Annotated in this window: 19 protein-coding genes; 12 read left to right on the top strand and 7 right to left on the bottom strand. The window is 62.1% G+C overall.

What is annotated here, in order from left to right; translation table 11 throughout:
* Positions 1–253, top strand: a 253-nt coding sequence (locus DWV48_RS08025) for a DNA cytosine methyltransferase (RefSeq protein WP_199588937.1), incomplete at its 5' end; no start/stop codon positions are given.
* Positions 254–280: 27 nt separating this feature from the next.
* Here the strand turns inward: DWV48_RS08025 and DWV48_RS08020 are convergent.
* Positions 281–1,996, bottom strand: coding sequence for a DUF262 domain-containing protein (locus DWV48_RS08020; protein ID WP_158574852.1), 1,716 nt, complete (start codon positions 1,994–1,996; stop codon positions 281–283).
* Between the two features lie 154 nt (positions 1,997–2,150).
* Between DWV48_RS08020 and DWV48_RS08015 the strand changes: the two genes are divergently transcribed.
* The 6 genes from DWV48_RS08015 to DWV48_RS07990 all read left to right on the top strand — a co-directional run bounded on the left by DWV48_RS08015 (position 2,151) and on the right by DWV48_RS07990 (position 7,258).
* Positions 2,151–2,477, top strand: coding sequence for an HIRAN domain-containing protein (locus DWV48_RS08015; protein ID WP_118654294.1), 327 nt, complete (start codon positions 2,151–2,153; stop codon positions 2,475–2,477).
* A 360-nt stretch (positions 2,478–2,837) separates the two neighbouring features.
* The gene (locus DWV48_RS08010) at positions 2,838–3,443 is read left to right on the top strand and encodes an N-acetyltransferase (protein WP_233546240.1); all 606 of its coding nucleotides are present in this window, start codon (positions 2,838–2,840) and stop codon (positions 3,441–3,443) included.
* Positions 3,444–3,723: 280 nt separating this feature from the next.
* A complete protein-coding gene (locus tag DWV48_RS08005) occupies positions 3,724–4,800 on the top strand; it encodes a Fic family protein (protein WP_158574851.1) in 1,077 nt (358 codons plus the stop codon).
* A 141-nt stretch (positions 4,801–4,941) separates the two neighbouring features.
* Positions 4,942–6,645, top strand: a complete 1,704-nt coding sequence (locus DWV48_RS08000; RefSeq protein ID WP_118654292.1) for a DUF2130 domain-containing protein — start codon at positions 4,942–4,944, stop codon at positions 6,643–6,645.
* A 6-nt stretch (positions 6,646–6,651) separates the two neighbouring features.
* Positions 6,652–7,107 (top strand): nitrous oxide-stimulated promoter family protein, encoded by a 456-nt coding sequence (locus DWV48_RS07995; RefSeq protein WP_118654291.1) that lies wholly within the window; start codon positions 6,652–6,654, stop codon positions 7,105–7,107.
* Positions 7,064–7,258: a hypothetical protein gene (locus tag DWV48_RS07990; RefSeq protein WP_199588935.1), complete on the top strand. Its 195-nt coding sequence runs from the start codon at positions 7,064–7,066 to the stop codon at positions 7,256–7,258. Before DWV48_RS07995 ends, DWV48_RS07990 begins: the two co-directional genes overlap by 44 nt.
* On the opposite strand, the gene DWV48_RS07985 is transcribed toward DWV48_RS07990, so the two are convergent.
* Positions 7,255–8,661 carry an APC family permease gene (locus DWV48_RS07985; RefSeq protein WP_118654290.1) on the bottom strand — a complete coding sequence of 469 codons (1,407 nt, stop codon included), beginning with the start codon at positions 8,659–8,661 and terminating at the stop codon, positions 7,255–7,257. The two genes, DWV48_RS07990 and DWV48_RS07985, sit on opposite strands and share 4 nt — an antisense overlap.
* 6 nt (positions 8,662–8,667) lie before the next feature.
* Entirely contained in the window at positions 8,668–9,567 is a 900-nt protein-coding gene (gene modD / locus DWV48_RS07980; protein ID WP_118654289.1) for a ModD protein, read from the bottom strand.
* 160 nt (positions 9,568–9,727) lie between these two features.
* Here modD and guaA point away from each other — a divergent pair, with 160 nt between their 5' ends.
* Positions 9,728–10,711 (top strand): glutamine-hydrolyzing GMP synthase, encoded by a 984-nt coding sequence (gene guaA / locus DWV48_RS07975; RefSeq protein ID WP_118654288.1) that lies wholly within the window; start codon positions 9,728–9,730, stop codon positions 10,709–10,711.
* A 207-nt stretch (positions 10,712–10,918) separates the two neighbouring features.
* Here guaA and DWV48_RS07970 read toward each other — a convergent pair whose 3' ends face one another.
* The gene (locus tag DWV48_RS07970) at positions 10,919–12,442 is read right to left on the bottom strand and encodes an ATP-binding cassette domain-containing protein (RefSeq protein WP_118654287.1); all 1,524 of its coding nucleotides are present in this window, start codon (positions 12,440–12,442) and stop codon (positions 10,919–10,921) included.
* Positions 12,443–12,787: 345 nt separating this feature from the next.
* Here DWV48_RS07970 and DWV48_RS09460 point away from each other — a divergent pair, with 345 nt between their 5' ends.
* Positions 12,788–12,910: a hypothetical protein gene (locus DWV48_RS09460; RefSeq protein ID WP_255413668.1), complete on the top strand. Its 123-nt coding sequence runs from the start codon at positions 12,788–12,790 to the stop codon at positions 12,908–12,910.
* Positions 12,911–13,055: 145 nt separating this feature from the next.
* Here DWV48_RS09460 and DWV48_RS07960 read toward each other — a convergent pair whose 3' ends face one another.
* Positions 13,056–13,418, bottom strand: coding sequence for a NifB/NifX family molybdenum-iron cluster-binding protein (locus tag DWV48_RS07960; RefSeq protein WP_118654285.1), 363 nt, complete (start codon positions 13,416–13,418; stop codon positions 13,056–13,058).
* Between the two features lie 192 nt (positions 13,419–13,610).
* Here DWV48_RS07960 and DWV48_RS07955 point away from each other — a divergent pair, with 192 nt between their 5' ends.
* The 3 genes from DWV48_RS07955 to DWV48_RS07945 all read left to right on the top strand — a co-directional run bounded on the left by DWV48_RS07955 (position 13,611) and on the right by DWV48_RS07945 (position 16,272).
* On the top strand, positions 13,611–14,345 hold the full coding sequence (locus DWV48_RS07955) for a DUF4190 domain-containing protein (RefSeq protein ID WP_118654284.1): 735 nt from the start codon (positions 13,611–13,613) through the stop codon (positions 14,343–14,345).
* Between the two features lie 196 nt (positions 14,346–14,541).
* Complete coding sequence (locus DWV48_RS07950) at positions 14,542–14,961, top strand: XRE family transcriptional regulator (protein WP_118654283.1); 420 nt, start codon at positions 14,542–14,544, stop codon at positions 14,959–14,961.
* Positions 14,962–14,991: 30 nt separating this feature from the next.
* Positions 14,992–16,272: a protein kinase gene (locus DWV48_RS07945; RefSeq protein ID WP_233546239.1), complete on the top strand. Its 1,281-nt coding sequence runs from the start codon at positions 14,992–14,994 to the stop codon at positions 16,270–16,272.
* 125 nt (positions 16,273–16,397) lie between these two features.
* Here the strand turns inward: DWV48_RS07945 and DWV48_RS07940 are convergent, their stop codons facing one another.
* Both DWV48_RS07940 and DWV48_RS07935 read right to left on the bottom strand, forming a co-directional pair.
* Positions 16,398–17,255: a C39 family peptidase gene (locus tag DWV48_RS07940; RefSeq protein ID WP_118654281.1), complete on the bottom strand. Its 858-nt coding sequence runs from the start codon at positions 17,253–17,255 to the stop codon at positions 16,398–16,400.
* 241 nt (positions 17,256–17,496) lie between these two features.
* A complete protein-coding gene (locus DWV48_RS07935) occupies positions 17,497–20,373 on the bottom strand; it encodes an RNA helicase (RefSeq protein ID WP_118654280.1) in 2,877 nt (958 codons plus the stop codon).
* Between the last annotated feature and the right edge of the window lie 87 nt (positions 20,374–20,460).

Raw genomic sequence — 20,460 nt, 5'->3', positions numbered from 1 at the left:
ATCGAAATTTATCGATGGCCTATTTCAGACTGTAATGGGGTCGGCTTCTCGAAGCAAACATATTGTCGCGACGGCGGACGGCAGGTATCGCCGTTTGGTCCCAGATGAGCTCGATCAGCTTCAGGGCTTCCCGAGAGGCTGGACGGACACCGGCATGACTGATGTCAACCGTGCGTTCTGCATGGGAAACGCCCTCATCGTGGGCATACCGCATTTAATCGGCAAGGCGATTGTCAACAGGATGAATAATTGACGCCATGCCAGCGCGTTGTGCCCAGCTTTATATGAGCAGGATTCTGACTGTGTCATCTGCGATAAGCTTTGCGCGTCTTTTAATGATGCTGTTGGCGAGCTCGCGATTGCCAGATGCAATAGCCCCGATTGCATCCTCTAAGTCTTGCTCAGAGAAATAGAAAGACTCCGTGATGAGCTTTGTGTAGCGCTCATCGGTATTGACCTCATAAAGGGTTTTGGCTTTCTTTCGGTTGTTGAGCCCTTTGGGCAGGAACATGCAGTTACCTATGGAATTGCCAAATAGCGCCTGCCTAGTTTTCTCGTCCGCCGCTTCGAAGTATTTTTTCGCAATGATGTGCTCGAGCTCGAAGCTCTCTCCATTTGGAACTGTTTTCGCCAAGTAGGTTAAATTGGCATGAATAGTGATGATCGCCTTGGTCTCCCCATTGAACCGAATTCCCGCCGTGTTGGATGAAAGCCATTGGTCGAAAGCGGATTCGAGTTCGCGTTGGTCAACGGGGGTAAGGTAGTCGCGTTTTTTATAGCTTGGCTGATACTCGAGGAGGCGCTGGTCGCCGGCGGAGCTCCAGACTCCCGTAAGGGCGTCGAGCAGGTAATGGCCCTTAATGTTCCTAAGGGTGTGACGATACTCAGGTGAGTCAGGATCCAGGTACCAAAGCGCGGCAAAATAAGACAGGGTTTTGAAATTGGTCGAAAGTGCCCGGGCGTATTCGTCACTTTTGTTGGCCTTGACGACCTTCAACATTTTTGAAAACACGTCTTGCAGATTGCTGCAGATGCGCTCGGTCTTTTCCAGGATGATCTGGAGATTGGATTGGATAAAGTCGGAGTAGTCGAGTAGCTTTCCCAATTTTCGATTATCGAGATCGACGGCGACGCCCAGAAGGCCGAATCCGAGTTCAGCAATCTTATTGTCGGTTTGAGGGGCGAGTGAATTCAGGTGCTCCTGCATGTACATTCCAAGAGCGATGGCGAGGTCGGAGAGGGTGATTATTCTAGTCGCGGTCAATGCATCTTCAGAAAAGTCATCGAGTTCAAAAGCTGCTCCCTTTCCCATGGATGTGTAGTACTTCTTTACATTTTCCAAAATGTCGTTTTGAAGTTCGGATGTAGAGAGTTTGATTTGCGTGTGTATCCAAGCGGCACTGAATACCTGGTATTTCGATAATTTAACGCCACCTTGATTCAGACGAGAGAAGACCTCTGCGATAAGGCTCTTGTCACCGATGAACTTGATTGCGGGTATGAGGAGGCTGGAGAAATCGACATAATTGGATAGCTCCTGCTCGATTCTTCCAAATTCCGCACGCACGGTTTTCCGGCTCGCCTTGTCATCGATATCGTCAAGCCAGTCATCGAGAGAACGCCTGTCTTGATGAAGGAGGTTATCAAATTCTGACTCGCTGAGTTGGGCACCGTCCGGAAGGGAGCTGTTGATTGAGAGAAGTGCACTTCCATAAATCTCTGGGTTCAGTGGTTTCCAAAACTTAAGACGGTCGCGGTTGAATTCGATGATGGTTGATAGTCTCTGCTGGCCGTCTATGATGAGGAGGTTGGCATCCGGCTCTTGGCTTTCGGGATAGACCAACACCGACCCGAAGGGCAGTCCCTCATGAAGAGTATTGATAAACTGCTCTTTTTTGCTTCTTGGCCACACGAGCTTACGCTGGAATCTTGGCAACTTAATTCGTTCCAGATCGATGGCAGGAATGTTGATGATTTCGTATTGGACGGTGTGCATGGGATGCCTCCTTCGACTGGTTGCATGATCTATCAATGCGCTGCTCGGCGTCAAGTTGGGTAGATCGTCATTTTGTCTGCACGGGGTCGTACCTTTAAGCCGTAGAAAAAGCCGCGTAAACGGAGCGCGGTGCAGGGCTTGAAGGGAGTCCACCATGTACGAGCCGTCACGCAATCTGTTCACGTTCAATATCGCCGGATTCCAGCACCACGACGGTGCGCTTGTCCTCAACGAGCTCAAAGCGGGCGACACGCTCGACCTCGAGCCGGAGCGCGATAACCCGCACGACGCTGACGCCATCGCCGTCAAGTTCCACGGCACCATGCTCGGTTACATCCCAGCTGATTTGGTGGGGCCGCTCTCGACCATGTTCTTCTACGGTCACGAGGACGTCTTCGAGTGCCGCGTGCTCCAGGTCGCGCCCGAACGCAGTCCGTGGCATCAGGTCCGCGCCGCCGTGTTCGTGACCGACTCGCGGTAAGTTAACCCAGCGTACAGCCTGACGTTGCGGTTCCCGGTGCGCAGTCCGCCGCCGCTCCGGTCCCCGCTGGCAGACTTCCCAGAGGATGCCAGATGGCGTGAAGGTCGTTCTCGTTGTCGTGTCCAAAGCGGATTGCCGCAAATCGAGCGTTTTTGTAACGAAGAAATTGCATGGCCGGATAGAGGGAAAAAGTAAAGGAGTTTATCAGCGGTTATGCCGTCGGTTTTGCCCGTCTACTTGCCCCTTCCGATTATTCGTTACAAAATCACTCGATTTGTGGCTTTCGACCCAGAGACGAGGGTGAAAAGGCACGCTACAATGACGCCGCAATCACCCTTCGATGGCTTTGGGAGTTCACTCGTGACGTTGTCCCTTCACATCGCATCCGTCGATCGCGACCGTGAGCGATACCGCGACCTGCTCCTGCTTGCCGATGAGCAGTGGGATATGGTCGAGCGCTATTTGCGCCGAGGCGATATGTACGCGGCGTTCGGATGGGGAGATTTGGGATGCGCTTCAGCTGAGAGCTCCGGACTCACCCCTATGAGTGGAGCCGAATCTGAGCTTTCGGTCCGGCCCGCGCCCGTCCTCGGTTGCATGATCGTGACTGACGAGGGCGTTGACGCCTCCGGTGCGCGCATTGCCGAGGTGAAGAACCTGGCGGTCGCTCCCGAGTTCCAGCGCCGCGGCGTGGGTCGCGCCCTTCTGGACTTTGCGGCCACCCGGTACGCGCCCACGCACGGCGTGCTGCAGGTGGGCACGGGGGATAGCCCGCTTACCGTGCCGTTTTACGAGACGTGCGGCTTCGCGCGTTCACATGTGCTGCCCAATTTCTTCGTCGACAACTACGACCATCCGATTATCGAGGCGGGAGTTCAGCTCAGGGACATGGTGTATCTGCGTCGCGCCCTTCCCTCAAGGGAAGACGGCGCCGCGAGCAGCTCGCTTCCAAAAGAGGGCACCTAACGGAAGTGAATCGAGTTTCACTTCCGTTAGCCATATGCTATCGGAAGTGAAATATAGTTCACTTCTCTTAAGCTACAATAACGGAAGTGAAATCCAGTTCACTTCCGTTAGCAGCTATGTAAAGGAAGTAAAAATGGTGGCAGCGGGCAGACGGCTTAATCAATGGCAGCCAATCTCGTATGAACAGCGAGCGTGGCAGCGCGACCCAGACGAGCTCGAGTTTTTTCCCAAAAGCGCCCGTAGAAGAATATTGCCCGAGTACGATGCCGCGGTTCCGCACATGATTACGCACAAGGACGTCTTCCTTGATTCGGTTCTTTCGGCGCGCATGTCCGACCTGCTCATATCGATCGCCCGTTTTGATGGCGAACAGGCTGAGCGCGGGTATGACCTGCCCGCCCTCCTGTTGAGAAGCGAATCCTCCGCAAGCTCTCAGATTGAACGGCTCACCTCAAGTGTTCGAAACGTCGCGTTGGCGGAGCTGACCGATGAGACGCCTCAGAACGCCCGCCTCATCGCGGGAAACATCGCTGCGATGCGAGAGGCGCTGTCCGCTCGTGACGAACTGACCGTCGAATCAATCCTCGATATTCATCGGGCTCTGATCAATTGGAGCGGTGAGACATTTGGAGGAGAGTTACGGGAAGAGCAGGTTTGGGTGGGAGGGACCCCGTACAGTCCCCACGGCGCTCAGTATGTGCCGCCGGCATGGGAGCGCGTTCCCGAGTATCTTGACGACATGGTTCGCTTTGCCTCACGCGATGATGTCGACCCCGTCGTTCAGGCCGCGGTTTTGCATGCACAGTTCGAAACGGTTCACCCGTTCATTGATGGGAACGGGCGGACGGGCCGTGTGTTGCTGCACAAGATGCTGCGCAAATCCGGGGTGATGTCCCATGTCACACTGCCCGTGTCCGCGGGCCTGCTTCACAACGTAGATGCCTACATGGAGTCTCTCGATGCGTATCAGCAAGGTGATCCCATCGCCGTGGTCAGGCAGCTCGTGGAGGCGCTTGAGTTGTCTCTTGTGGTGGGCAGGCTCGTGGCGAGGAGCCTCGATGACGTGTTCGAGGGCTGGCGCGAGATAATGACCGAGCGCGAAAATTCCAGCATCTATAAGCTGCCGTCCATATTGGCGGAGCAGCCGGTGGTCAACGTTGCGTACGTCGCGAGCGAATTGGATATCACTCCACGCGCGGCACAAAACGTTGTGTCCAGGGCATGTGAATATGAGATCTTACGGCCGATTGGAAACAGGCGTCGTGGTGTGTTCTTCCAGGCTGACGAACTGATCGCCATACTGGAGGAAGCCTCGAGTTTGCCGAGTATCCGCAGGATGGTGGCGTCTGTCCGATGAGCGCGCCGAGTGGACGCGTCGGGCGATCTCGCTCCGCGCGGTGCCGCGTACGAGTTTTGTCCGGACGGGCGGGTATAGTTCGAAGCATATGGAATGGGCTCGGATGAGCCTTCGGGTGGCGGCCAGACGAGGAGCAGGCATATGAACCAGGTCACGTGTCCCAAGTGCGGTACGGTCATCAATCTCGATGAGAGCGATTACGAGGGCATTGTCCGTCAGGTGCGAGATGATCAGTTCGCCCATGAGGTGGAGGAGCGCGCCGCCTCGCTGCGTCGCGAGCACGAGCAGGCGCTCGAGCTCGCCCGCTCTCAGGCCAAGGCAGAGCTCGACCGCACGATGGCGGCCCAGAAGGCCGAGCTGCAGGAGGCGCTCGCACGCGGCGCGGCAGAGCTACAGGAGGCCAAGGCCCGCAGTGCCGCCGAGCTGCAGGAGGCGCGAGCGCAGGGCGCCGCGGCCCTGCAGGAGGCGAACGCGGCGAGCTCCGCAAAGCTGGCGAGCGAGCAGGCTGAGCGCGCCGCCGAGCTCATGCGTGTCCGTGCCGAGGCGGATGCCCGCATCGCCGAGCTCTCCGCCAAGCTCGAGTCCGCCGTTGAGGAGCGCGAGTCTGCGGTGAAGGTCGCCGCCCAGCGCGAGCGCATGGTCGTGCAGCAGGACGCCGCCGACAAAAAAGAGGAGCTGCGCCAGATGGTCGCCGCGCGCGATGCGCAGATCGCCTCGCTCAAGGCGCAGCTGGACGCCGGCGCCACCCAGCGAGATCTCGCGGTGACGCAAGCTGTGAATGAGGCGCGCACCGCCTTCGAGGAGGAGCGCGCCAAGCTCGCTCACGACCTGGATGCGGCTCGCTTTGACCTCGCGCGCGAAAAGGACGGCCGCGCCGCCGACCACGAGACGCGCGAGGCGGAGAAGCGGCAGATCGAGACCGCCCACGCGCTCGAGATCGAGCAGGCCCGCAAGAGCGCTCAGGACCTTATCCGCTACAAGGACGAGGAGATCGAGCGCCTGCGCGATATGAAGGCGCGCCTCTCCACCAAGATGGTGGGCGAGACCCTCGAGCAGCACTGCGAGACCCAGTTCAATCAGCTGCGCGCCACGGCGTTCCCTCGTGCCTACTTCGAGAAGGACAACGACGCCTCCGACGGCACCAAGGGTGACTTCATCTTCCGCGAGTGCGATGAGGCCGGTAATGAGATCGTCTCGATCATGTTCGAGATGAAGAACGAGAACGACACCACGGCCACCAAGCACAAGAACGAGGACTTCTTCAAGAAGCTCGATTCGGACCGCAAGAAGAAGGGCTGCGAGTACGCGGTGCTGGTCACTCTGCTCGAGCCGGAGAGCGAGCTGTACAACACGGGCATCGTGGACGTGAGCTACCGCTACGAGAAGATGTACGTGATCCGCCCGCAGTTCTTCATCCCCATGATCACGCTGCTGCGTAACGCCGCCATGAACGCGCTCGCCTACAAGCAGGAGCTCGAGCTCGTACGCCAACAGAACATCGACGTCACAGAGTTCGAGGAAAAGCTGCTGGGATTCCAGGAGGGCTTCAACCGCAACTACGACCTGGCGAGCCGCAAGTTCCAGACGGCCATCGATGAGATCGACGCCACCATCAAGCACCTGCAGAAGGTCAAGGACAATCTGATCTCGAGCGAGAACAACCTGCGTCTGGCGAACGACAAAGCCCAGGGGCTCAGCATCCGCAAGCTTACCTGGGGTAACAAAACCATGAAGGCGAAGTTCGACGAGGCCCGCGAGGAGGCGGAGCGCGCTGCCCGCGAGGGCGTCGCCGTCGAGGAGGCGCCGGGCGTCGATCCCGATTTTACGGATAGTTACGAGGTGTAGCGGACGATGGTGAAGAGCGAGGCGCGCCTGACGGCCGATGCGCTGAAGCGCAAGCGCGAACGCGAGCAGGAAATCGTAAGCCAGATGATCGCCTTGTATTGCAAGGGCAATCATTCCGCGCATCGTTCGGCGCCGCTGCGAGAGCGGGGCGGCGAGATGCAGCAGATGCGGGAGGGGGCGGCCCTTCGGGAGCAGGACTCCGGGGAGCGGCGGGACCTCTGTCCCGAATGCGCCGAGCTCGAGGCGTATGCCCACGCGCGCAGCGAGCACTGCCCGTTCATGGAAGAAAAGACGTTCTGCTCGAATTGCACGGTGCACTGCTACCGACCCGAGATGCTCGAGCGCATCCGCACGGTGATGCGGTACGCGGGTCCGCGCATGCTCTTCCATCATCCCGTGATGGCGATACGCCATATGATTGAGTCGCAGCGCGAGCGACGGCGCATCCGCTCATCGCGATAGAAGAAACAATCTGATTTCGAGCGAGAACAACCTGCGCCTGGCGAACGACAAGGCCCAGGGCCTCACCATCCGCAAGCTCACGCGGAATAACCCCACCATGAAGGCAGCCTTCGCCGAGGCTCGCGAGGAGCGCGCGCTTCCGGACGCCTAAGCGCCCCGCTTGGGTGTGAGCGCGAAGGTCATCACGAGGAGCAGCGCCGTGAAGGCCATGACGAACGGCCAGCGCGTTGGATCGGAGATGCTCGACAGGCCGATGGTGAGTGAGCTCGCGAGCGCGATGGCGGGTGCCACAGCGCGGCGTACGCGCATGAGCGCGGGGGCGTCCTCGCGCAGCGCCCCGCGGAGCGCTTCGGCGTAATACAGCGGCAGGATCAGCATGGTCATTGCCACCACGACCTCGGAGATATCGCCGTTGGGAAGCAGCGCCAGGGTGCTCACCACGGCATGCACGCCAACCCAGAACAACGTGGTGGCCAATGCGATCATGGCGCTCACCACCGGGAAGCGCAGCGTCGCGTTCATGCGGCTCACGGTGCGCTCGCAAGGCATCATGTGGTGGAGCGCCAGGGACTGGGGCATGCGCAGGGTGGCAAGCACCATGCCGTTGGCACCTCCGAGCACGGCGATGAGCGCGATGACGTTGGGCAGCGCACCGGCCTGCTCGCCAAAGAGCTTGACGAACATGAGCGAGAGGCTCGCATCGCCCGCCTCGATGACGGTCTGCGGCCCGAGGAAGCACGAGATACCCACGAAGTATCCCAGGTAAAGCGCGAGGATGATGACGGGGGCGGCGATGAGCGCGCGGGGCAGGTTGCGGCGTGCATCTTTAAGTTCCGGCGCGATGCTCACTGCGGAGCTCCAGCCGTCGAAGGCGAAGGCGACGGGCGCCGCCGCGGCGATCCATGCGGTGCCGGCTGCCGGTGCGGCGGCGATGTCGGAGCTCAGCTGGGCGACCGGGTCGTTCACCATAAGGCCTATGACGCCCACGAGCACCAGCGGCAGGGCCTTGGCCAGCGTGGTGAGATTTTGGAAGTAGCCGCTCAAGGTGGGCCACAGGATGTTCCACGCGGTGCAGGCCAGCAGGAATGCCAGGCCGATGCCCATCTGCCAGGCAAACGTCCCAGGCAGGTTGAAGGTCATGCACGCGTACACGCCCACGACCCAGCTGAGCACGGAGCAGACGACGGGCATGTACAGAAAGGTGAAGTTCCAGCCGATGAACGCGGCCCGGCGCGGGCCCAGGAATTCCTCCGCGTAGTCGATCAGCCCTCCGTGGCCGGTGGTGCGCGCGGCAAAGCGGGCCAGGGTGAGGCCGCCGAAGACGATGGTCGTGGCGGCGAGCAGCATCATGGCGACGCCGAGCGCGACGTTGCCGCCGGTGGCGATGAGGACGTTGTCGGACTTGAAGAAGATGCCGGAGCCGATACAGATGCCCACGATCAGGCAGATCGCGGTGAACAGCGAGTAGCGCTTCACCGGCGCCGCGTTGGCGTTGACGGCGGTGCTCGCGCTGGCGGAGGGGCCTTCGGCGGCGGACTTGGAGGAAGAGGTCATGGTTTCCTATCCCAGGCGTCGCATGCGGACGCTCATGTCGATGGGCTTGGCGGTGAAGGGCGCGGTGGTGGCGAGTCCGTCCACGCCGGTGGCGGCATATTCCCCCGCGTTTTCGGGGTTGACGCCCCCGGCAGCGATGATGGTGAGGCGCGGGTCGAGCGCGCGCAGGTTGCCCACGAGCTCGGCCAGCTCGTCGACTGCGACCTTGTCGAGCTGGATGCCATCGACGCCGGCCCAGGCAACGGCCCCGCGCGAGGCGGCGCAGGCGCGCGTGCAGGCGGCGTTGTGCCATGCGAGGGCGAGCGCCTGCTCGGCGTTCACCTCGACGAACAGCTTCTTCTCGATGCAGCGCGAACGGATCTGGGGCAGTTGCTCAATGAACGCGTCGATCCCTCCCATGAACGAGAGGTGATGGTCGAACACGAGGACGGTCTCGGACAGGCCCAGGCGGTGGGGGAACGCGCCGCCGGCGATGGTAGCCTCCACGAGGAGGTCCTTCACGCCCGGCATGCTCTTGCGCGTGGTGAGGATCTCGCAGGACGGGTTGGCGGCGTGCGCGGCGTCGACCATCGCGCGGGTCTTGGTCGCAACGGCGGAGAGATGGTCGAACACGTTGAGGCAGACCTTCCAGGCCTGATGGAGCTGGGCGGCCGTCCCGCCGAGGGTCATGAAGGCCTGGCCCGCCTCGAGCTCCGTGCCGTCGGGCAGGATGCATGCAACGGTGCACCCAAGCTTGGTTGCGATGCGGGAGGCCACCTCGCTTCCGGCGAGCACGCACGCCTCGCGGGTGAAGTACTCCATTTCCCCCGGTTGGGTGTCGACGCCCAGAATATGGCTGGTCAGGTCGATATAAGGCACGTCCTCGGCGATGAGCTCGTCGATGCGGGCGTCGGACAGGGTGACCATCGGTCCTCCTTAGACAGGTTCCTACGGTGGAAATCGTATCATCACCGCACGATTCTCCCGCATCTATCACGCGGAAAAGGCATAATGCTGTGTGATATATGACGTCCCGCCTATAAGACGTCCCATCGCGCCCATCGCGCGCGCCCTTGAAAGGAGACCCATGGATCTGAACAAGCGCCCCGACGACATGGTCCGCATCACCACCCCTGAGCTCGCTCAGGCTTTCATCGAGGAGCAGGTCGCCGCCTGCCGCGAGCAGATCGGCGATAAGAAGGCCCTCCTGGCCCTGTCCGGCGGCGTCGATTCCTCCGTGGTCGCCGCGCTGCTCATCAAGGCCATCGGCAAGCAGCTCATCTGCGTGCACGTGAACCACGGCCTCATGCGCAAGGGCGAGTCCGAGCAGGTCATCGATGTGTTCCGCAACCAGCTCGACGCCAACCTCGTTTACGTTGACGCCACGGATCGCTTCCTGTCCCTGCTCTACGGCGTGGCCGAGCCCGAGGCCAAGCGCAAGATCATCGGCGCCGAGTTCATCCGCGTGTTCGAAGAGGAGGCCCGCAAGGTGGGCGACGAGGTTTCCTTCCTCGCCCAGGGCACCATCTACCCCGACATCCTCGAGTCCGACGGCGTGAAGGCCCACCACAACGTGGGCGGCCTGCCCGACGACCTGCAGTTCGAGCTCTGCGAGCCCGTCCGCCTGCTGTACAAGGACGAGGTCCGCGTGGTTGGTCGCGAGCTCGGCCTGCCCGAGAGCATGGTCGAGCGCCAGCCCTTCCCGGGTCCCGGCCTGGGCGTGCGCTGCCTCGGCGCCATCACCCGCGATCGCCTGGAGGCCCTGCGTGAGGCCGACGCGATCCTGCGCGAGGAGTTCGCATCCGCCGGCCTCGAGGGCAAGGTTTGGCAGTACTTCGTGTCCGTGCCCGACTTCCGCGTTACCGGCGTGAAGGACGACAAGCGCCTCTACGAGTGGCCGGCGTTCATCCGCGCCGTCAACACGGTCGACGCTATGACCGCCGAGGTGCCCGAGCTCGACTGGGCACTCCTCAAGAAGATCGGCGACCGCATCGCCTCTGAGGTCGACGGCATCTGCCGCGTCCTGTACGACCTCACCCCGAAGCCCTGCGGGACCATCGAGTTCGAGTAGTTTGAACTGACACTTCGTCGGATTTCGCGCGTAACGCGCGTCGACGGGGGAAAGGCCGGCCCACATGGGTCGGCCTTTCTTGTTTTGTTGCAGTGGACCAAGGGATTGCTAAGTAGACGCGGGGATTCACGAAGTTGCTAACTGCGGTTTTCTTCTTGAGAATCTTATTGGTACTCGATCTGTCGCCCGTTTACTGCAACAAAACGCTCAGTGCTGCGTCACCTTCAGCGCGCCCGCTTCGATTTCCCAGGTGATGCTTGTGCACGCTCGCAGGAACGCATGGTCGTGGCTCACGAGGAGCAGCGCTCCTCCGAATTGCGCGAGCGCTTGCTCCAATGCCTCAACCGAGTGCAGGTCGAGGTGGTTGGTGGGCTCGTCCATGATGATGAGCGCGGGCGCGTCCGGCAGGCCGCGGGCAATCATCAGTTTTCGCAGCTCACCGGGGCTGGTTGCAGCGCCTTCCATGATGCGGTCGGGTTCTGAGTTCAGCTGCGCCACGCAGCTGAATACATGTCCGCGGTCGGTAGGGGAGAGGGAGCGGACCTCTTCGAGTATCTGCGACCGTTGCTCCCGACTCGGCTCTTGGGGTATGTCGAGGATTGTGAGGGCGTGCGCATCTCGGTGTTCTGCCTGCAGATGCAAGAGCGCGCGAAGATGATCGAGCAGGGTGGTCTTTCCGGCACCATTTGGCCCAATGATGCCGATGCGCTCCGTATTTCCCACAAAGAGCTCCGGCAGATCGAGTTCGCTCTCGCCGCACGGGATACGGCCCGCAGGAATGTGGAGCACGGTTTTGCGGGGGCTGGGTTTGGCGTCCAGGAACAGGCTGCCGTCGTAGCGTTTGGGGACGAATGCCGCATCGGCCCTGCTTTGCGCCGCGGCAATGCGGCCGTCCATTTGCCGCAGCAGTTTGCCGCGAGCGCCGTCTTGGCCGGTAAAGATGGCGAGGTCGATTTTCGCCCGTGTGCTCCTGTCCTTGGGGTCGAGCCCTCGCTTCGATCGTCTGGCATCAGATCGCGCCGCCTCTTGGGAGCGCTGCTCCCGCTCGGCGGCGAGTCGCGCGAGTTCGTCTTTGGCGCGTTTGCGCTCGCCCTCCGCTGTGGCGCGCTCCCGCTCCGCCTGCATGTGCCCGGCGGAATAGCCACCGGGCCGCACGACGATGCGCATCTCTCCGCGCGGGCCCGTGGGCTCGAACGATGCACAGCGCTCCACGAGCGCATCGAGCAGCTCGCGGTCGTGGCTCACCAGGATGCCGATGCCGGTGAACGCGGTGAGCAGGCGCTCGAGCCGCACCCGCGCCTCGCGGTCGAGGTGGTTGGTGGGCTCGTCGACAGCGAGCACATCGGGGCGCTGCCACAGCGCGCAGGCGATTTGGAGTTTCTTGCGCTCGCCGAAGCTGAGCTCGTCCCAGCGCCATGGCATGTCGTCGGTGAGATTCAGCTGCGTGCGGAGGCCGCGTGCCTCACGGTCAAAGTCGAGTGCGAAGTCCGCGAGCGCATGAGGTGCCTCGTCGGTCTCCTGAGGGCAATAGACGGCGAACAGGTCGTTCGATACCGTGCCGGCGTCGGGGGCGATCAAGCCGCAGGCGATTTTGGCGAGCGTTGACTTGCCGCAGCCGTTGTCACCCAAAAGCCCGGTCCAACCTTGCGGGAAGGCAACGGTCACGTTATTCAAAATGGGGTCTTGCGCCGCGGGGTGCGTGTAGGTCACACGCGAGAGTGCGAGCTGCATGAAGACATCCCCTCCTTGTTCTATCGGAGGTCAACGGGTCGGTTGATGGGGATGTCTAAAAGCGCATGGTCGCCTTGTCTCTTCGCGGAGGTGCCCTCGCATGGAGCCCGAATCCATCGGGCGGGCGATTTGGAGTGTAGCACGCCGTCTACCATGCAGGCAACGCGGGGTAATCCGTCAGTTCCGCGCGTGGCTCGTGAGGTGCCAGCCATTGCAATACGGGCAGCGGTATATCGAGAGCCCGCGTCTCCCGTGTTCCTCGCAGGAAATCAGGGCCGCTTCTGCCTCGGGGCGGCTCGCGTAGCGGTTCTTTGACTCGCAAGCCTTGTGGCGGAGGGCTGCGTCATGTTCAGCGTCGATTCGTTCTTCGCGTGCATGTTCGCGAGCAAAGAGGTCGTCCATGCCGCCAGCGCTCAAGCCGTCCTCAAGGCCGGCCTCGAATGCCGCTCGTTGCTTGGCGCGCGCTGAGCGCTTGTTGCTCGCCATGGAAACTCCCATCGATAAAGGAATCGGGGCGGGTATCGCAGATTGCTGCGCTCGTCCCTGATTGAATCGCTGTTTGTGCGAACGGCACGAGACCTGAACGACTGTGGGCGGAATTACCCTCGGTCTTCTAGTGGTGACAGGCGTGCTCGGGCCCCATAGCGTCGAGCCGCCCAGTGGCGATGCGCTCGGCGGCGGCTCCCACGGTCGCGGACTCAGCATCGTGCAGGACGGTGATGCCCGCGGCGGCAAAGCCTTGCATGGGGCGCATGCCCATGCCTACGGCCACGATGGCGTCGATACCGGCCTCGGAGAGGATACGCACGGGCCGCATGCAGCCGCCCTCTTCGTGAGGGGGATTGGCGATGGTACCCTCGACGGAGACCTTGCCGTCCTCGATGTTCAGGATGGTGAAGCAGTCGGCGTGGCCAAAATGCGCGGAACGCTGGGCGTCAAAGCCGCCTTTGCCAATGGAGGGAACTGCGAGCTTCATGTGCAAAACCACCTTTCCGGGCACGTCCATTGACGCGCGGTGAAGATAAACCGACACCCATGGTAACGCGTTTCCGCTCGCTCCGCATGTCGAGGCCTTAGCTCGCAGCTAATGAAATCCCCGGCAGAGGTGTAAATAATGGGGGGTGTCGAGGCGACTTGAGGGATAGGTCGCTGTCATGGGAGGGAAAACGTGGAAAATAATCAGGTAAAACAGCCGCGTTCCGGGATCGCCATTGCCGGGTTGGTGCTCGGAATCATCGCGCTCCTCACGTCCTTGCTGCCGATCATCAACAACGTGTCGTTCTTCATGGCGCTCGTCGGCGCCGTGCTCGCCATTGCCGGGCTTGTGTCTTGCCTGCGTGGAAAGCGCGCGGGCAAGGGCCTCGCCATCGCCGCGATTGTGGTGAACATCGTTTCCGTTGCAGCTGTTTTGGGTAGCCAGAGCATGTATAGCGCTGCAATCGACGACGCCGTGAACGGCCCGAAGGCCGTGCAGTCTTCAAAGGACGATGCCTCTGAGGACGATGATTCCAGCGATGATGAGCCTACGTCGTCTGCTGATGAGAAGCTCGCCGTGGGAGCTTCGGTCGAGCTGTCCAACGGCATGACGGTTTCGGTGGACGAGGTCACGCCGGGCCTCACCAATTACGATGGCACCGCCATGACCGGTGTGCGCGTCACCTACACGAACAACAGCGATGAAAAGCTATCGTTCAACTCGTACGACTGGAAGGGGGAGAGCGCGAACGGCGTCCAGGGCGATAATACGTATTATTCCGAGGCGACCGAAGAGCTTTCCTTTGGTGACCTGTCGGCGGGAGGCACGGTGAGCGGCTATGTGTACTTCGAGGGCGATGTCTCGAGCATCCTGTATTATTCTTCGCCATTTGCCGACAAGCCCGCTGCGACTTGGGCGATAGCCTAAGCGGTTTGAACGGGGTGCCGCTGGGAATTCGCGCGGGTGTGGGGAACCTCGGCACATGTGAGGTGCCTGGCGAAAGTCCCGGCATAATCGCATCGATCGGAACGTGGCGGTGATTTGGGCCAAAGGGGCGCATCGGGCATGCGCCCCTTTGCGTAGAACGTGATTACAATGGGAATGGAGAAAGTGGAGGCCGGTCATGACGGAGCGGTTAACTGAAGAAGTGCTGCAGGAGCTGTTGGATGCGCCGAGCCTCGACGCGTTCGTCGACGGGCGCGAATTCCCTGCTGAGACGCTGGCGGGATTCTTGGGGCACATGCTCGAGAAAAAGCACCTCAAGCGCTCGCGCGTGGTGCGCATGGCAGACCTCAACGAGACGTTCGGCTACCAGATCTTCACGGGTGCCCGCAACCCCTCGCGCGACAAGGTCCTGCAGATTGCCTTCGCCATGGCACTCACCCTGCGCGAGACGAACCGGGCGCTCAGAGCCGCCGGGACGAGCTCCCTCAACCCCAAATTCCGCCGCGATGCAATCATCATCTTTTGCATCGGCCAGGGGTGCAGCCTCCAGAAGGTGAACGAGGAACTGTATCGCCTGGGCGAGGAGACCGTCTGCTAAATGTCTCCGTGCGCTGGTATGATGCAGGTCATGGGGAATTCCGAAGACATATCCGCATTCAATGCCTCGAACCCGGGGGACGGCACGTTCCGCCACGAGCTCGAGGTGTTCCTGTCCCGCGCGTCCGAGGCCACGACGTGGCATGTCGAGCGGGTGATCAAACAGTCCGACTTTGAGACGACCGAGTTGGTCCGCGGATGTCCGGGTGCTGGCAGGGCCGGCAGGTACATCCGCAAAACCATCGACGCCTCTTCAGGCGTCGGCGGGGCGTATGAGGAGCTGTGGCGCGCCCAGGAGCAGGGAATGAGCCTCGCCTGCGTCCCAAAACTGATAGAGTGCTCGCGTAACGGCGGCACGATGACCGTCGTGATGGAGCACGTCGACGGCTGTACGGTCGAAGAGTTGGAGCGGGCTCTCGGTGCGGGCGAGGTGCTCGCCACCTCGGTGCTGCCCACTTTGTGCCGGTCGGTGACGGAGCTGCACACGGCGTTCGACCGCCCGATCATCCATCGAGACCTCAAGCCGACGAATGTGATTATGCGCGGCGGCGAGGCGGTCATCATCGACTTCGGGAGTGCGCGCACGTGGAATCCCGATGCGTCGACCGACACCACGCATTTCCTCACGCGATGCTACGCCCCGCCCGAGCAGTTCGGGTTCGGGCAGACCGACGAACGCACCGATGTCTACGCGCTCGGCAAGATCCTCTATTTCTGTCTGACGGGTGAGCAGCCCCCGAATATCTGCGGGGCCGAGGAATGCACCCAAAGGGGCATCGGAGGCGCATGGGCGCAGGCCATAGGAACTGCGTGCGCGTTCGATCCCGCTGCCCGGTATGGCTCGGTTGCGGATTTCGGCGCAGCGGTCACCGCCGCGGCCGGGCGTGTGCCCGCCGGCGTGTCAAAGCGAGGGGCCGGCGCAGCTCCCGCCTTGCGAGAGTCCACGAGGGTCTTGCGAGAGTCTGCAAATAGCCGGAGGCAATCGGTCCGTGTTCCCACGTGGATGGGGCGGGCCTGGAACGTCTGGGTCCTGCTGATGCTCGCCGCGATGCTGTGGATGAGCGTCGACACGATCTTCAACCCTTTGCCGCAGGATGCGGGGAAGTCTGTGGGGCTCCTGTTCGTTCAGAACATCGTCTGCATCGATCCCATATTGATCATCGGGTCCTACCTGATGCTCGATCGCCGCAGGATCCGCGAGAGGTGTCCCGCCTTGGCGCGATGGGGCGTTTTGCGCGAAACCGTCTACGGCCTCATCGTGATCGTCGCCATCCTCTTTGGGGGTGCGCTCATCATGGTTCTGGTTGAGTGATCGTAAACTCACAACGACGTGGCTGTGGAGCTGAAATCGCACCGTGTCCAAAGTGTCGCGCGTTCGGCGGCGGGGCCGGTGCGTCCGCTCTGCGGCCGTGGGCAGATGCGTCCCGCCTCGTCTGTCTAGAGGCTGAAAGCCCACAGGTTGGCGCATTGCGCGAGAATGCGCTCGAGGTCCCAGGGGTGCGTGCTGTTCTGCTCGCTGTTGGGGTCTCGCACCGTAACCTGTCCGTTCTCGGCGAGGCCCGCGAGTACGATGAAATGCCCCGTGGTCGTGAAGTCGCCGGGCCGTACGCTGCAGATGACGGGGTGGCCCGCCTCTAACTCGGCGCGGACGGCATCGGCGGATGCTGAGATTTCCCGGGAGTTCAGGCCGATTGAAGCCGCTCCGTCGCTCATGAGGGTCCATGCGGTCATGCCGTCAACGGTGTGCCCCTGTTCCTCACTGAGGCGAGCCATCGCGGTGGGATCGAGATTCGTGTTTCCCGTTAGCGCGACGTATGCCATGGACAGGCACGTGGGCCCGCAGCCATTTTCGCGCATGTTTCCACCGGCGTAGGGCTCCTCGGACCATTGAGGATCGGTTTGGTACAGGTATGGAACTTCGCCCTGCCGCCATCCCCCCACGGGCGTGGAGCTCGCCGGTTCGCCCTTGCCGGCGACGGGACTCGTGAGCGTTTCTATGCGTCCTCTGATGAGCGACTGCGCGACGAATAGGGCGGCGAGCGCAAGGGCTGCCACGAGGATGAGCTTGCCCCGACCGCGCCCTCGTTGCCTCTTGCGTTCGCGTCGCCCGTCACCGGAATCAAATCCGCTATCGGGCCTGAAGCACCCGCCGCTCGCCTTGCGCCTTGCGCCTGCCGTCTGTTCCGCGCCCGCCGTCGGGCCCTGCCCGTTCCCGCGTCTGAAGCGCCCGCTGTCGATGGGTCCGTCGAAGACACGCGTGGGGCGGTATGCGGGCTGGCGTCTTTGGGTGTGCATGGCGGTCCTCCATGGTCGGTATGTGTACAACACCCATGGTGACCTGCACTTCTAACTCGATGATGACGCTACCGTGACGGAACGGTCACAGTGCTAAAGGAGGGGTTAAACCTTTCTTAACACAGTGTGAACCTCCCGGCGGGGACGGGAGGCAGCCGTGCCCCCCGCGCTCGGGTCCCGTCGCCGCCGGGCTGACGCGTGCCGTCCGGTGCACGGCCAATCGTATGCCGTCCTACTCGGGTCAGTCGGCGAGGTCTTCGAAGGACCCTGCGCGGTAATTCTTGAAAACGATGCCATCGCCGTCCTGCGTGGCGTCCAGATCGACGTCGGCCATGATGCCGAAGTCGTGGTCGCCGTCCGAGTCGTGGAAGATCTGGTGCACATGCCAGACGTGCTCGCTGAGTTCGTCAGAATCATCGATCTCGAGGAACGCGGCCGATCGTGCATCGGCATCGGTGAGCAGGTCCTCGTGGGCCCCGTAGAACGCATCGAGCACGCGGCCCCAGCGGAACTCGCCGAAGCCCCAGTCCTCGTCGAGGGCTCCGAGTTCGGCGGCCTTATCGAGAGCGGCGAGGCGCACGCGCTGGAACAAAGCGTTGCGGACCATGAGCGTCATGCCGCGGCGGTCGGCTACCACCTCGTCGGTTCGCTTGAGCGGTGCCGCTCCGGGCGCCGCTCCGGCGTTCTCCCATTCGTCCACCAGGCTGGAGTCGACCGAACGCACGACGAGGCCCAGCCACGAGACGATATCGTCGAGCTCTTCCGTCCCGCGCTCGACCGGCACGGTGCGGTCGAGCGAGCGGTAGGCCTCGGTGAGGTAGCGTAGAAGAATGCCCTCGCAGCGAGCGATCTTGTACTGGGCGATGTAGCTCTTGAAGTCGCAGCCCGTTTCGAGCATGTCGCGCAGCACGGACTTGGGGCTGAGCTCGTAGTCGTTCGCCCAGGGCACCTGCGCGCAGTACTTCGCGAACGCGACCTCGAGCATGTCCTCGAGCGGCTTGGGGTAGCTGACGTCCTCGAGGCGGTCCAGGCGCTCTTCGAAGTCCACGCCCTCGGCCTTCATGGCGCTCATGGCAGCGTCGCGGGCACGTCGCTCCTGCGCGCGCAAGATTTGCTTGGGGTCCTCGAGGGTCGCCTCGACCATCGAGATGAGGTCGAGCGTGTACGTGGGGCTCTCGGGATCGAGCAGTTCGAGCGCGGCGAGCAAAAACGGGGAGAGCGGCTGGTCGAGGGCGAAGTCCTCGGGCAGGTCGACCGTGAGGTAATAAGCTGCCGGCCCGTCGAGGGGGTGACCAGTTGCGGCGTTCGTATCGCCGAGCGGTCGACCGTCGTTGTCGTCCGCGCCGTCATCCTCATTGGCCGTGGCGTCGAGTGCCCTGAGTGCATCTATGTTCTTTGGGGCCTCGGTGAGCGAGACCGTCTTGTCGCTCCCGATGCCGTTATCGGCGTCCGCCTCGGTTCCGCAGGCTTCGCGCACCACAACGCCCGCATCGATGAGCGTGGCAAAGATCTCGGCAGCCCGGAGCTTGAGCTTCGCCTTCTCCTCCGGGGTCTGCAGGGATGCCTCGATCAGCTCGAGGACGCGGCCCCAGGCGTCACCGCCCTGCTCGACCTCGGCGAGCACCACGGAGTGCGTGATGCGCAGCCTCGGCTTGAGCATCTCCGGTTCACTTTCGATGAGGCGCGTGAAGGTCGCCTCGTTCCAGGTGACAAAGCCCTCCGGCGGCTTCTTCTTCTTGAGCCTCTTCATCTTCTTGGGGTCGCCCATGGCCTTGAGCTCGGCTTTGTGGTTCTCGATCTCGAACTCGGGTGCCTCGGCGATGACGACGCCCTCGGTGTCAAAGCCCGACCGCCCCGCGCGCCCGGCGATTTGGTGGAATTCGCGTGAGCGCAGGCGGCGCTGCTTGCGACCGTCGAATTTGGTGAGGCCGGTGAGCAGGACGGTGTGGATGGGCACGTTGATGCCCACACCCAGGGTGTCGGTGCCGCAGATGACGGGCAGAAGGCCCTGCTGCGCAAGCTTTTCGACGAGCAGGCGGTAGCGCGGCAGCATGCCGGCGTGATGGAGCCCGACGCCACTGGAGATGAGGTGCTTCAAGGTCTTGCCGAACGCCGTGGTGAAGCGCCCGCCCTTGATCGCCTCCTTGATGGCCTCGCGCTGCTCTTTACTGGCGACGCCGTAGCTGGCGAGCGAGCGGGCAGACTGCAGGGCGGCGTCTTGCGAGAAGTGCACGATGTAGAGCGGGGAGTCCCCTTGGCGAAGTGCCAGCTCCACAGTGCCCTCGAGCGCGGTTTTGACGTACTCGTAAGAAAGCGGGATGGGTCGCGGGGCGTCGGCGATGAGCTCGAGGTCGCGGCCTGTTGTGCGGTTAAGGGTCTGGCCGATGGCGGTCATGTCGCCCAGGGTCGCACTCATGAGCAGGAATTGCGCGTGGGGCAGCGTGAGCAGGGGAACCTGCCAGGCCCAGCCGCGGTCGGGGTCGGAGAAGAAATGGAACTCGTCCATGGCGACGCAACCGACGTCGGTGTCCTCTCCCTCGCGCAGCGCCTGGTTGGCAAGGATCTCGGCAGTGCAGCAGATGATGGGGGCACCGGTGTTGATATGCGAATCGCCGGTGATCATGCCGACGTTGTCGCGGCCCAGGATATCGACCAGGTAGAAGAACTTCTCGCTGACGAGGGCCTTGATGGGGGCGGTGTAGTATGCACGCTGACCGCTCGCCATTGCCATGAACATCATACCGAGCGCGACGAGCGATTTGCCGGAACCGGTAGGCGTGCCGAGGATGACGTTGCTACCTGCAGCCAGGGCGAACAGCGCGTCCTCCTGATGCGGCCAGAGGTCGATGCCACGTGCGGCAACCCAGTCGATGAAGCGTTCGTAGGCTTTTTCTGACGTGAGCCAAGGTTCGAGTTCGGATCCGGGAGAACAGGTCCGTGCGACAGGGGCGTCGTCGCTGTCGAAGGGACCTTGCCCGTCAGCGTACTCATCGGTTGTGTTGCCGCTGGTGTCCGCAGCCTCGGGCTCCCACCAGCTTGGGGCAAGCGAACCAAGCGACCCGTGGGCGAAGGGGTCGAAGGCGTTTTGAGATTCAAGCTGCTTGGATGCGTCTGGCATGGGCAGGTCCGTTCTATAAGGCATTTTTCCTTCATTATGACGTAAAGATCGGGTTGCGGGATGCGATGGGATTGCGGGAGGGGGCCG

This window comes from Collinsella sp. AF08-23 (genome assembly GCF_003479805.1).
Lineage (GTDB): Bacteria > Actinomycetota > Coriobacteriia > Coriobacteriales > Coriobacteriaceae > Collinsella.
Note: the sequence above shows the minus strand (reverse complement) of the source record. Positions and strands in the feature narration are given on the sequence as shown.

Bases quoted from the DNA above. Each gene is read 5' to 3' on its own strand.
- DWV48_RS07940 (WP_118654281.1), bottom strand. From the start codon at position 17,255: ATGCACACCCAAAGACGCCAGCCCGCATACCGCCCCACGCGTGTCTTC.
- DWV48_RS09460 (WP_255413668.1), top strand. From the start codon at position 12,788: ATGTTCAGCGTCGATTCGTTCTTCGCGTGCATGTTCGCGAGCAAAGAG.
- DWV48_RS07985 (WP_118654290.1), bottom strand. From the start codon at position 8,661: ATGACCTCTTCCTCCAAGTCCGCCGCCGAAGGCCCCTCCGCCAGCGCG.
- DWV48_RS08020 (WP_158574852.1), bottom strand. From the start codon at position 1,996: ATGCACACCGTCCAATACGAAATCATCAACATTCCTGCCATCGATCTG.
- modD (WP_118654289.1), bottom strand. From the start codon at position 9,567: ATGGTCACCCTGTCCGACGCCCGCATCGACGAGCTCATCGCCGAGGAC.
- DWV48_RS08005 (WP_158574851.1), top strand. From the start codon at position 3,724: ATGATTACGCACAAGGACGTCTTCCTTGATTCGGTTCTTTCGGCGCGC.
- DWV48_RS08000 (WP_118654292.1), top strand. From the start codon at position 4,942: ATGAACCAGGTCACGTGTCCCAAGTGCGGTACGGTCATCAATCTCGAT.
- DWV48_RS07970 (WP_118654287.1), bottom strand. From the start codon at position 12,442: ATGCAGCTCGCACTCTCGCGTGTGACCTACACGCACCCCGCGGCGCAA.
- DWV48_RS07935 (WP_118654280.1), bottom strand. From the start codon at position 20,373: ATGCCAGACGCATCCAAGCAGCTTGAATCTCAAAACGCCTTCGACCCC.
- DWV48_RS07960 (WP_118654285.1), bottom strand. From the start codon at position 13,418: ATGAAGCTCGCAGTTCCCTCCATTGGCAAAGGCGGCTTTGACGCCCAG.
- DWV48_RS07950 (WP_118654283.1), top strand. From the start codon at position 14,542: ATGACGGAGCGGTTAACTGAAGAAGTGCTGCAGGAGCTGTTGGATGCG.
- guaA (WP_118654288.1), top strand. From the start codon at position 9,728: ATGGATCTGAACAAGCGCCCCGACGACATGGTCCGCATCACCACCCCT.
- DWV48_RS07945 (WP_233546239.1), top strand. From the start codon at position 14,992: ATGGGGAATTCCGAAGACATATCCGCATTCAATGCCTCGAACCCGGGG.
- DWV48_RS08015 (WP_118654294.1), top strand. From the start codon at position 2,151: ATGTACGAGCCGTCACGCAATCTGTTCACGTTCAATATCGCCGGATTC.
- DWV48_RS07995 (WP_118654291.1), top strand. From the start codon at position 6,652: ATGGTGAAGAGCGAGGCGCGCCTGACGGCCGATGCGCTGAAGCGCAAG.